Origin of the sequence: Devosia sp., assembly GCF_034675085.1 — a bacterium.
Lineage (GTDB): Bacteria > Pseudomonadota > Alphaproteobacteria > Rhizobiales > Devosiaceae > Devosia.
This window is the reverse complement of record NZ_JAUCDN010000074.1, coordinates 1-12,255: the sequence shown is the minus strand read 5'-3', so window position 1 is coordinate 12,255 and position 12,255 is coordinate 1. Positions and strand designations below refer to the sequence as shown.

General features: G+C 64.6%; 9 protein-coding genes and 1 pseudogene. 7 read left to right on the top strand and 3 right to left on the bottom strand.

All coding sequences use genetic code 11. From position 1 onward, the window contains the following. The 6 genes and pseudogenes from VDP82_RS06775 to VDP82_RS06750 all read left to right on the top strand — a co-directional run. Nucleotides 1-859: extracellular solute-binding protein (locus tag VDP82_RS06775; RefSeq protein ID WP_323014090.1), on the top strand; the 859-nt coding region annotated here is incomplete at its 5' end. Nucleotides 860-925: 66 nt separating this feature from the next. Next, nucleotides 926-1,831 carry a sugar ABC transporter permease gene (locus VDP82_RS06770; protein WP_323014089.1) on the top strand — a complete coding sequence of 302 codons (906 nt, stop codon included), beginning with the start codon at nt 926-928 and terminating at the stop codon, nt 1,829-1,831. Nucleotides 1,832-1,840: 9 nt separating this feature from the next. Continuing rightward, nucleotides 1,841-2,671, top strand: coding sequence for a carbohydrate ABC transporter permease (locus VDP82_RS06765; RefSeq protein WP_323014088.1), 831 nt, complete (start codon nt 1,841-1,843; stop codon nt 2,669-2,671). Between the two features lies 1 nt (nt 2,672). Beyond that, a complete protein-coding gene (locus VDP82_RS06760; protein WP_323014087.1) occupies nt 2,673-3,800 on the top strand; it encodes an ABC transporter ATP-binding protein in 1,128 nt (375 codons plus the stop codon). Between the two features lie 13 nt (nt 3,801-3,813). Beyond that, nucleotides 3,814-5,518 (top strand): annotated as a pseudogene (locus VDP82_RS06755) (SMP-30/gluconolactonase/LRE family protein). 268 nt (nt 5,519-5,786) lie between these two features. Continuing rightward, nucleotides 5,787-7,298 carry an ABC transporter substrate-binding protein gene (locus VDP82_RS06750; protein WP_323014086.1) on the top strand — a complete coding sequence of 504 codons (1,512 nt, stop codon included), beginning with the start codon at nt 5,787-5,789 and terminating at the stop codon, nt 7,296-7,298. A 177-nt stretch (nt 7,299-7,475) separates the two neighbouring features. On the opposite strand, the gene VDP82_RS06745 is transcribed toward VDP82_RS06750, so the two are convergent. From VDP82_RS06745 to VDP82_RS06735, 3 genes are read right to left on the bottom strand one after another with little or no spacing between them, the layout of a single operon-like run. Then, nucleotides 7,476-9,056, bottom strand: coding sequence for an FAD-binding oxidoreductase (locus VDP82_RS06745; RefSeq protein WP_323014085.1), 1,581 nt, complete (start codon nt 9,054-9,056; stop codon nt 7,476-7,478). A 9-nt stretch (nt 9,057-9,065) separates the two neighbouring features. Next, nucleotides 9,066-10,454: a dihydroorotase gene (locus VDP82_RS06740; RefSeq protein WP_323014084.1), complete on the bottom strand. Its 1,389-nt coding sequence runs from the start codon at nt 10,452-10,454 to the stop codon at nt 9,066-9,068. Nucleotides 10,455-10,485: 31 nt separating this feature from the next. Then, nucleotides 10,486-11,349, bottom strand: coding sequence for an isocitrate lyase/PEP mutase family protein (locus VDP82_RS06735; protein ID WP_323014083.1), 864 nt, complete (start codon nt 11,347-11,349; stop codon nt 10,486-10,488). 149 nt (nt 11,350-11,498) lie between these two features. On the opposite strand from VDP82_RS06735, the gene VDP82_RS06730 reads away from it, so the two are divergent. After that, nucleotides 11,499-12,255, top strand: a 757-nt coding sequence (locus VDP82_RS06730) for an alpha/beta hydrolase (protein ID WP_323014082.1), incomplete at its 3' end; no start/stop codon positions are given.

Genomic DNA, 12,255 nt, shown 5'->3' with positions numbered 1-12,255 from the left:
GATGATGCTCTATTTCGGCTACATCATGGCCTATAACCAGGCCATCCTCGATGCCGAGGGCCTTGCCGCGCCGACGAATTACGAAGAGCTGCTGGAGGTGGCGCGCAAGACCACCAAGGACCTCAACGGCGACGGCATCATCGATCAGTTCGGCCTGCACCACCCCACCAAGGTGGGTGGCGGCCAGTATGTCACCGAAATGCTGAACTACGTGCTCGATGCCGGCGGCCGCTGGACCAATGCCGAAGGCCAGGTGACCATCAATACGCCCGAAGTGATCGAGGGTCTCACCCGCTGGAAGACCATCGTCACCGAAGGGCTGATGCCGCGCGACCTGTCCTCGGGCGAAACCCGCCAGCTGCTGGCCGACGGCAAGATCGCGGTCGGTCTCGACGGCCCCTGGCTGGTGCCGATCCTTGCCAAGGGCGCCGCGTCCGAAGACGTCAGGATCGTCGCCGACCCGCTGAGCCCGCCGGTGGGCGGCTCGTCCAATGTCATCGGCATGGCCAAGGACATTTCCGACGAGCACAAGGCGCTGGTCTGGGATTTCATCCAGCTCGCCATGAGCGATGAGTTCCAGTCGACCTACGCGACGCTTGCCGCTTCGCCCGCCCCCAGCCCGCGCGCCGACATTACCGAGGCCACCGCGGTGACCCCGGAATTCGGCCTGCTGGTGGAAGGCGCCCAGGCCGCATCGGCCGAAGGCATCGACCGCATCCCGGCCGGGCTCGAAATTCAGTATAATGAGTTCGCCAAGATGGTGATGGAGGAAAGCCAGCGCATGATCATCGAGGATCTTGATCCTGCCGCCGTTGCCGCCACCATGCAGGCCCGCGCCGAAGAATTGCAGAATCAGTAATCTTCATCCACGGCCGGCCGGACGAAAATCCGGCCGGCTATCCCGCAATACCGGAGTGCGCCGCCCATGAGCCGCCTTCCTCTTCTCGACCTGGCGCGGCCGAGCCGCCGGCACTGGCTGGGCTATTTGCTGCTGGCGCCCGCCGTAGTGCTGATCGCGCTGATCATCATCTACCCGCTCATCGTCTCCTTCGATATTTCCTTCCAGAAGGTCGATATCGTCCGGCTCGACCGGCGCGCCCCCTTCAACCTCGTCAACTACCAGCAACTGCTCGGCTCGGCCGAATTCTGGATGGCCTGCTGGGTGACGCTGAAGATGGTCGTCATCGTCACTGCCTGCTGCGTGGCCCTGGGGCTGGGAACCGCGCTTCTGGTCAACAATCATTTTCGCGGCCGCACCGTGGCGCGCCTGCTCGTGGCGCTGCCCTGGGCAGTGCCCGAGATCATCGCCGTCGTCATCTTCGCCTGGATTTTCGACTCGTCCTTCGGCCTGATGAACTGGCTGTTCTTCCGGCTGGGCCTCATCAACGAAACCATCAACTGGTTCTCCGACCCCAATGCCGCCTTTGTCGCCGTCGTCGTCACCATGGTGTGGAAGGGCTATCCGTTCGTGTCGATCATGGCCCTGGCGGGCCTGCAATCCATTCCCGAGGATTATTACAACGCTGCGCGCGTCGATGGCGCCAATGCCTGGAACCGCTTCACCCATATCACCATCCCCTCGCTGATGCCGGTGCTCGGCGTCACCATGGTGCTGGTGCTGCTCTGGGTGTTCCGAGATTTCTCGATCATCAACGTGATGACCGGCGGCGGCCCGCTCAAGGCGACGCAGACCCTCTCCATCATGACCTATGAGCACGCCTTCGGCTTCTTCAAGATGGGCTATGCCTCGGCCGTCGGCGTGGTGACGCTGATCTTCTGCGTGCTGGCCAGCCTGCTGATGATCGGCCGTGAGGCCGACGGCATCTACTGAGGAAACATCATGACCAGACGCCGCCTCAACATCGTGCTGCTCTATGCCGGCGTGGTGCTCACCTGCGCCATCCTGCTCTTTCCCATCTACTGGCTGGTGGTCACGGCCCTGTCCAAGCCCATCGACCTGCGCGTTCTTCCGCCCAATTTCTGGCCCGAAGTGCCGCAATGGCAGGTCTTCGCCAAGGTGCTCGCCGATCGGCCCCTCCTGCTCTGGCTGGTCAATTCGACGCTGGCCGCCCTGGGCGCGGTGACGCTCTCCATGTCGGTCTCGATCTTTGCCGGCTATAGCCTCTCACGCTTCCGCGTGCGCGGCGGGCAATCGCTGGGGCTCTTCATCCTGACCGCCAAGATGCTGCCGGCGACATTGCTGGTGATCCCCCTGTTCGGCATCTTCCGCTCCATGGGGCTGGTGGGCTCGCTCTGGTCGGTCATCCTGGCGCAGGCCACGCTGATCGTGCCTGTCACCACCTGGAGGCTGAAGGGCTATGTCGACACCCTTCCACGCGAGCTGGAACAGGCGGCCATGGTCGATGGCTGTTCGCCATTGGGGGCGCTGTTCCGCGTCATCCTGCCGGTGGCCACGCCGGGCCTGGCGGCAACCTGCCTCTATGGCTTCGTGCTGTCCTGGTCGGAATATGCCTATGCGCGCACCTTCCTCACCAGCGCCCAGGGCAATTGGACCGCCAATCTGGGGCTCACCACCATGAAGGGCGAATATGTCTCGGACTGGAACGAGATTTCGGCGGCCGCCATCATGGTCGCGATCCCCGTCCTCCTCATCTATCTTTTCCTCGAACGCTACCTGGTCAGCGGACTGACTGCCGGGGCGGAGAAATAACATGGCCGGAATCCGTATCGAAAATGTCCGTAAGTCCTTCGGCGTGCTGGAAGTCCTCAAGGGCTTCTCGCTCGATGTCGCCGATGGCGAATTCGTGGTTCTGGTCGGCCCTTCGGGCTGCGGCAAATCCACCATGCTCAAGATTCTCGCCGGGCTGGACGATGCCACCTCGGGCCAGATCCTGATCGGGGACCGCGAAGTAACCGACGTGGCGCCGGGCGAGCGCGACGTGGCCATGGTTTTCCAGAACTACGCGCTCTATCCGCATCTGAGCGTGGCGAAGAATATGGGCTTCGGGCTCAAGATGCGCGGCATGGCCCGCGCCGAGATCGACCGCCGCGTACGCGAAGCCGCCCGGATCCTCGATGTCGAGCATCTGCTCGACCGGCGGCCCAAACAGCTGTCGGGCGGCCAGCGCCAGCGCGTCGCCCTGGGCCGCGCCATCGTGCGCGAGCCGCAGGCCTTCCTCATGGACGAGCCGCTGAGCAATCTCGATGCCAAGCTGCGCGTGCATATGCGGGCCGAGATCGGCGCCCTGCACAAAAGGCTGGGCGTCACCACCATCTATGTGACCCATGACCAGATCGAAGCTATGACCATGGCCGATCGCATCGTCATCATGCGCGACGGCGCGATCCAGCAGATCGCCGATCCCGACACCATGTTCCAGCATCCGGCCAACCTGTTCGTCGCCGGCTTCATCGGTTCGCCCGGCATGAACTTCATGCGCTCTATGGTGACCATGGGCGCCAGCGGTCCCCAATTGCGCCTGTTCGGTCAGGATGTCCCCGTGGACCGCCCCATTGCGGAACTGGCCGGCAAGCCTGTCATCGTGGGCCTGCGCCCCGAGCATTTCGCGGCTGGTCCCGGCCCGGTCAGCTTCACCGTCACGCCGCGCCTCATCGAAAGCCTGGGCAGCGAGAAATATCTCTATATCGAGGTGCCTGAGGAAAATAGGGGCGCCATCACCGCGACGCGCGGGGGAGAGGACGATCATCGCGGCGATTCCGTCATCGCGCGTATCATGGATGTCGGGGCTATTCCCCAGTCCGAGCCGATCACCCTTTCCTTTGATCCCTCGCGCCTTTATCTGTTCGATGCAGAGACACATGTGACGATCGCCGGCTAATCAGGGTAGACCCATGCCAAGACCCGCAGATGGTCCGACAGGGCTGGAAGACCGCGACGTTCCCACCGGAGCCGCGGCGCTGGCCAAGGGCCTGCACCTGCTCGAAGTGATCGGCGATTTCGAGACGCCGCCCCGTTTCAAGGACCTTCAATTGCGCACAGGGCACCCTGGCGCGCATGCTCAATACCCTCGTGCTGTTCCGCCTCGTGCGCCACGAGGAAAGCGACGCCACCTATCGCCTCGGCCATCGCCTGTTCGAGCTGGCTCATCGTGTCTGGGAAAACTTCGACCTGCGCGGCGCTGCCGCTCCGGTGCTGGACCGGCTGGCCGACGATATGTCTGAAACCGTCGCCATCTGCTCCATCGATGGCGATGAAATCCTCTATATCGACCACCGCAGCCGGGGGGGCGCCTTCGGCTTCCGTATCGAGGTCGGCCGCCGCGCGCCACTGCATTGCACGGCCGGCGGCAAGGTTCTTCTCGCCTTTGCCGCTCCGCATGAGCAGCGCGTCCTGCTCGACCGGCTGCAACTCACCTGCTATTCGGACCGCACCATTACCGATCGGGACGCACTGGTCGCCGAACTGGCGCTGACCCGCGCCCGTGGCTATGCCGTGTCGATTTCCGAGCACGTGCCGGGCGTATCCTCGGCCGCCGCGCCGATTTTCGATCATACCGGCAAGGCCATCGCCGCCATCGGCGTCCTGGGCCCAGGCGAGCGCATGAGCACCGATATCGTCCATATCTGGGGGCGCGATCTCATGGCCGCCGGACGGCAGGTTTCGGGCAATGTCGGCGCCGCGCCCATGAACATCAATTCCTATGTGCGCACCGACCTCGTCGCCGATCCCGGCCTGCACTGCGTCCTGCCCTGGGGCGCCCATCTTGCCGAAGGGCCACTCTGGGCGCCCGAGGAAAAACGCCTCTATTGGGTCGATATCCTGGCCCCATCCGTGCATCGCTTCGATCCTGCAACCGGCGACAATCGCGAGGTCGTCATGCCGGGCCTGGTCAGCGCGCTGCTGCCCCGCCAGGGCAACGGGTTCATCGCTCTGGCGCAGAATGGCGTGTCCGCTTTCGATTTCGAGACGGGAGCCCTGTCGCCGCTGGTCAATCCGGAAGCCGATATCGGCGATAACCGCTTCAATGACGGCCGCTGCGACCGGCGCGGCCGGCTTTGGGCCGGCACCATGCCGCTCGATGCCACCAAGCCGGCCGGCTCGCTCTATGTGGTCAATCCCGACCTCACCTGGCGCCGCGCCGATACGGGCTTTTCGGTAGCCAACGGGCTCGACTGGAGCCCCGATGACCGCACTTTCTACTTTGTCGATTCCGCGCCCGGCCGCATCTACGCCTATGACTTCGACATCGGTGAGGGGGCCGTCGCCAATCGCCGGATCTTTGCCGAAGTTCCCGCCGCCAGCGGCCGCCCGGATGGGCTGGCCGTCGATAGCGAAGGCTTTGTCTGGTGCGCCATCTGGGATGGCTGGTGTGTCCGCCGCTATGCGCCCGATGGCAGCATCGACCGCGAAATTCGCGTGCCGGTGCCTCGTCCCACCAGTGTCGCCTTCGGCGGCGAAGATCTCAAGACGCTCTATATCACCACCGCCCGGGTGCGCCTGCCCTCGCGCGTGCTTGCCGAAGCCCCCTTTTCGGGCGGCCTGTTTGCAATTGAGGTGCCGGTCGCCGGCGTGCCCGCCGGCAAGTTCGCGGGTTAGAACGGTCCCGACCGGCACAAGCGCCTGCAAAGATTTGCCTTATTATCGGTGCGACCATGCGGCCGGGCAGGGCCATGTTGCCCGCCGCAGCGGCGCCTCGACCTGTTCATGGCCGCGATCAACGCCTATCGACGCGGCAGGGCAGCGTGAATCTAAATGGTAAACTGTTGACAGTTGTCAGGAGGCATGCATAGCTCGCGGGTGAGGGAGCGCTGCCGTCCGGGTGACATATCACCCCGCAGGCCCTGCAAATTGGAAGGGAGTACCAATGTCATATTTCAGAAAGGTCCAGGGCGTTGCCGCTGCTGCTCTGATCGGCGCGACATCTTTGTTTGCGCTTACCTCCGCCACCCTGGCGGCCCCCGAAGAGCTGACCATTGCGCTGTCCGGCGACATTCCGACGCTCGATCCGAGCAAGGACACCTCGCCGATCGGTCTCAAGTTCCGCCTGAACGTCTTCAACGCGCTGACCGAGCTTGGCCGTGAGGGTGAGGTGATTCCGCAACTGGCGGAAAGCTGGTCGACCAGCGAGGACCAGACGGAGTGGACCTTCAAGCTGCGTCCGAACGTGAAATTCCATGACGGCTCGGTGATGACTGCGGCCGACGTCGTGTTCAGCGCCGAACATGTGCTGGCCGACACCACCTCGCCGGTGCGCACCTTCATGCGCCTGGTCCAGAAGGTGGAGGCGCTCGACGACCTGACGGTCAGGTTCACCCTGTCCCAGCCCCATGCCAGCTTCGCCCGCCAGTCGAAATATCTCTACATCATGTCCAGGGCCTATTATGAGGCGGCGGGCGACACGGGCTTTGCCACCAAGCCGGTCGGCTCCGGCCCCTATCGGCTGACCGAATGGGTCAAGGATGACCGCATGGTGCTGGAAGCCTTCCCCGACTATTGGGGCGGCGAGCCGGCCATCAAGAAGGGCACGTTCCACCCCATTCCGTCCGATGCGGCGCGCGCCAATGCCCTGCTTTCGGGCGAGATCGACCTGAGCCCGAGCCTGCCGCCCAGCCTGATGGACATGCTCCGGGGCAGCCCCGAACTCCGCGTTGAAACCGCGCCGGGCTACCGCGTGACCTTCCTTGAGCTCGACCCCACCCGCACGCCCTTCGATAATGCCAAAATCCGCGAAGCGGTGGATATCGGCATCGATCGCGTCGCCATCGCCGACCGCCTGCTGCGTGGCACGGGAAAGGCGACCGGCGTCATCGTGCCGCCCTCCAATATCGGCTACGACGCCACCATCCCGACCCCGCAATTCGATCCCGAGCGCGCCAAGCAGCTCATCGCGGAGTCGGGCTATGACGGCACGCCGTTCATGATCGACTATCCCAACAACAACTACCCCATGGCCAATGAGGTGGCCCAGGCCATCGCCAGCTACCTGACCGAGGCCGGCCTCAAGGTTCAGCTCAACCCCATGGAGTTCACTGCTTTCTTCCCCAACTGGGTGCAGAACAAGCTGAGCCCGATGTATTTCTTCGCCTATGGCTCGTCCCAGTTCACGGCGGAATCGGTGCTCACCACGCTCTACGAAACCGGGGGGTCGCCGGCCGGCCACCACACCGATCCGGCAATCGACACCATCATGGCGGCGCACCGCGCCGAGCGCGACCCGGCCAAGAAGCAGGACCTGATCCACGAGGCCCTGCGCGTTGGCAATGCCGGTCGCCAGATCGTGCCGCTCTACGAGATGCTGCAGGTCTATGGCGTCAAGGCCGATATCGACTACACGCCCTATCCCGACGAAATCGTGCGTCTTTATACCTTCGAATAATCGTCTCCCGACGTGTGCGACTGGGCCGGCTTCCGCCGGCCCTTTTTTTGTCGGTGATGCGGGTGCGCGCGCGCGAGCGAGCGAGCCCTCTTCATCCCTCCCCATCCACGGCGTCGTGCCGGCGCAAGGCCGACAGAGCGCGATGCGGGGAGGGGGGCAGGTCAGGCGCGAGACGCCTCAGGGATCGTGCGTGAAGAGATTTTGCGGGCTCATGATGTCCGCCGGATCGAACTGGGCCTTGAGTTGGCCGAGCAGCTCACGCACCGCGGGCTGGCGGGTTTCCATATAGGGATATTTCCGGCCGATCTGCATATGCACGCCGCCCATCTGCCGCCACTCTGCCAGAATGGTCCGGGTCAGTTCCTTGAGCTTGTCGCGCGCCGCGGGATTGTCGGCACGGGGCTTGAGGGCCGCGCGCTGCGCTTCGCTCATGAAATGCAGGTGAATGGGCAAGGGCGCATCCGACCAGCGGATCAGCGTTTCGACACCCACTCCCGAAGGGCCGTGTGTGGACAGCAGATAGCCATGCGAGATACCCAGCGCCTTGAGCGCCTCGGCGTCGCGCTGGAACACTGCTTCGGTGCGGGTGAAGCATTCCCCGCCGCGCGAATTGGGCACGACCGTATGCAGCCAGGCCATGCGTTTGCCCGAGGGGGTGAGAAGGCCCGACATGGGCGGAAAGGGCACGGCGCGCATGACGCGCGGGATGGAGGCGGGGATTTCGCGCCCGCCCGCCGCTCTGGCGATGGCACGGACCCGCCGGGCGCGCCGCTCGGCTTCGCGCTGCTCGCTCCCCTCCACGATGGTGTTCATCAGATAGCCAACCTTGCGGGCGAAGCGCCGGCCATGCAGGGCGATCAGGGTGGCGTCGCGCAAGCCCGACGAGAGGCTGGAAGCGCCCCTGACGATCTGGCCCATGGTCTTGAGATCGGCCAGCAATCCCTCGCTCTGCATGCGTGACTGGGCGGAAAACGGGTCCATGCCCAGACATTCCGAGGCCAGCAATTCGGCGCCGATCTGCGCCATGGCGCCCATCTGGGCGGCTGGATCGTCGAAGGAGAATGAGACGAAGGCTTCGCCCTTGGCCATGGGGATCAATTGCAGCGTCACCGCTGTCTTGATGCCGAAGGCACCGCAATCCCCCAGGAACAGGCCGGTCAGATCGGGCCCGTAATTGCGAAAGAACGGCACACTGTTCGCATCGGCGGCCGACCCGGTCTGGATTAGCTCACCCGTGCCCGTCACTACCCGCAGGCCGAGCACGGATTCGGCGGAAGTGCCACGCGAGGCGGAACCGAAGAATTTCGCCCCCTGCGAGACCGAGGCGCCCACAGTGGCGTTGCGGCCTGAAAACGTGCCCCAGAACGGCGTCGTCAGGCCATGAGGGCGCAGCGCGTCGCGCAGGGCGGACCAGGTGACGCCGGCCTCGACGGTCACATAACGGTCCTGGACGTTCAATTCGAGGATTCGGTCGAGCCCCGAGAGGTCGACCAGGGCGCAGTCCGGTCGGGCCGGCAGGTAGCCGGCACTGTAGGACAGGCCGCCTCCGCGACTGTAAAGCCCCACGCCTGATGCCCCGGCTTCGCGAACCAGCCTTTGCACATCGTCCTCGCTGGCGGGGCGGAACACGGCGATAGGCTTGTGCGGGGCCTGGTAGAAGACGTCGGTTGCGTAAAGCTCCAAGACGTCACCGACCATGGGCAGCCCGGGCAGGCGGGCGGCCAGGGCCGCGGCTTTGTCGGAAGGATCGATGACCATGCAGGGCCTCTAGTGCTGAAGGGTTCGGCGCAGATAGCGTCCGTGGCCGACTGTGCGGCCAAGCATTTCGCCGTCGCGATAGACCTCGACGCCGCGCACCAGCGTGTTGGTGACGCGGCCTTTCAGTGGCATGTCCTGATAGATGCTGTAGCCGGCATCGCTGCGCACATGCTGGGCATCGAGCCGATATTCCGCGTCAAGATCGACCAGCACGAGATCGGCATCGAAGCCGGGCGCGATGGCGCCCTTCCGGCCCCAAAGACCCATGGCCCGCGCCGGGTTCTCGCAGAGCAGCGCCACGATCCGCTCGATGGCGACGCCACGGCGGTGATGGCCTTCCGAGAGCATGACGGGCAGCAGCGTTTCCAGGCCGGGACAGCCCGGAGAGGCCTTCCAGATGCCGCCTTCCTTGCCGGCCAGGGTGCGGTGCACATGGTCGGAGGCGACGGTGTCGATGGCGCCCGAGGCGATGCCCCGCCAGAGCGCTTCGCGGTCGGCGGGTTCGCGCAGCGGCGGGTTGATCTTGCCGACGGCGCCGCGTTCCCAGGTGACGTCATGGGTCAGGTAATGCGGGCAGGTTTCTATGGTGATGGATGCGCCCTGCCGGCGGGCGGCCATGGCTGCATCCAGCGCCTCGCCCGACGAGGTGTGGACGACATAAATGGGCGCACCGGCCGCCTGGCAGAGCCGGGCCGCGCGCTGAATGGCATCGGCCTCCACGAAAGGCGGCCGGCTGGCATTCCACGATGCCAGGCCGTTTCTGCCCTCGGGGTCCCCGGCCATCACCCTGTCGCGCAGATAGTGCACGACCTCGATATTTTCCGGATGCGGGCAGAGCAGGCCACCATGCTCGGCGCAGGCCTGGGCCAGGCGGAAGAGAAAGGCGTCGTCGATATCGGGCAGGCCGAGGCGCTTTCCCTCGCCGCCGCGATTGTTCATGAAGATCTTGAAGCTGGGGATGCCGTAATCGGTGATATAGCGCGGAATTTGCGCCAGCTGCTCCTCGGTCGAGATGATGAGGTGGTAGCCGAAATCGACATGACTGCCGGCCTCCGTCACCGCGCGGATGGTCTCGAAGATTTCCGAATGCTCCTGCGCGGACAGGATATAGGGGATGATGGTGGTGACGCCGCCGCTGGCGGCCGCGGCGCTTTCGCTGGCGGCGTCCGATGCTTCGTGCGGAAAGGAAATGTCGCTGCCATGGCCGAGATGGACATGTACGTCCAGCGCGCCCGGCATTACCAGGCGTCCAGCGGCATCGATGCGTTGGGTGGCTTCCACCGTCTCGCCGGGTTCGAGAATGGCGGCGACGCGGCCCTGCCGCACCGCAATGTCCAGCGGCGCTGGCTGCTGACCGGGCAGGGCCACCAGGCCGCCGGAGACGACGAGATCGAACATGGCTATTCTCCTGCTGTGGTGTGCTCGCGGATCAGGTGTACCGCTTCTCCATGGCGTCGAAACGGGGCTTGCGTACCGTGCTCTGCCGCATCTCGAAGCTGGCCAGCGCGGCCCTCACCCCCTCGAGCGAGCCGGTGCGCTGCAACTCACCCAACACGTCATGCACCGATAGCAGCGCGGCCTGCAACGCGGCATTGGCGAACAGCCCCGCGCCATATCCCATGGATTTCAGCGTCTCGTGCTCGACCGGGGGGCTCTTGCCGCCGAAGACGTAGTTGAAGATTTGCGGCACGGGCAATTCGTGCGCGATGCGGGCGATATCCTCGAGATTGTCGGGGGCCTCCACGAAAGTGACGTCGGCGCCGGCTTCGATGTAACGATGTGCACGCTCAAGGGCATCCTCGATGCCGTTCACCGCAATGGCATCGGTGCGCGCGATGACCTGGAAGTCTCCGTCTCGCCGCGAATCCACCGCCGCCTTGATCTTCTGCACCATCTCGTCGGCGGGAATGACCGCCTTGCCCGAGAAATGGCCGCATTTCTTGGGGAAATCCTGATCCTCGATCTGGATCCCGGCGGCACCCGCGCGCTCATAGGCGCGCACCGTCCGATAGGTATTCACCGGATTGCCGAAGCCCGTATCGCCATCCACCAGCAACGGGATGTCGACAGACTCGGCGATGACGGCGATATGCTGCACCATTTCGCTCATGGTGATCAGGCCGACATCGGGAGCCCCCAGATACATATTGGTGACGCCCGCTCCCGTGATATAGGCGCACTCATACCCCAACCCCTCGATGACATTGGCGAAAAGGGCATTCGGCGTGCCAGGCAAAAGCACGGCTTCGCGGCGAGCCAGGATCGACTTGAGCCGTGCGGCGGGTGTGGTCACGCTAAATTCTCCTTGTAACGGCGGGCCGGCGCCTTCCCATATATCCGGCCTCCGAACTCAATGCTGGACACAGTCTCCGCTGTGTGATGTAAACTGTCAACAGTTTATGGATCGCTTTGTTGATGAGCGCGATCTCAGAGGAGAAACAGATGCCGGCATCGGCGCCGCAGGGCGATGGCATTCCTCCCATCCGCAAGGGCTTCGTCACGGTGGAGGGATGCCGCCTGCACTATACCCGCCGGGGCGAGGGGCCTGCGGTGGTGATGCTGCATGCCAGCCCTTGCTCGGCCAAGGTCATGGCGCCGTTGCAGGCCGTCTGGGGTCGCGAATTCACCACCTTCGCCTTCGACCTGCCGGGCTTCGGCCTGTCGCAGGCCCCAGCGGATGGTGAGATCACCATCGAGCGCCTGGCCGACCTCATCGCGGCAGGGATGCGTGCCATTGGCATCGGCCAGGCCGCGCTTTACGGGCGCCACACCGGCGCTAGCGTTTGCCTGGAACTGGCGCTCCGCCATCCCGGTCTGGCTTCCATGCTGCTCACCGATGGCCTGCCGATCTTTTCGGCACCTTATACGGAAGAGCGCCTGGCCCAATACCTGCCGCCCATCGAGCCGCGCTGGGATGGCGGGCATCTGAACTGGGCCTTCTTCCGCTACCGCGAGCAGCATATGTTCTGGCCGTGGGATGCGGGCGATCTTGCCCACCGTGCCGATGCCGACCTGCCCGATCTCGATTTTCTGCATCGTGGCATGCTGGAACTGCTCGAAGCTTCCACGACCTATGCACGCACCTATCGCGCCGCCTTCCTGCATCAGGCGCTGCCGCGCATCGATGCGGTGCGTGTGCCAGCTTATTGGGGCAACCGGCCGGGCGACAGCCAGTTCAAGACCATGCCGCTCTATCCCG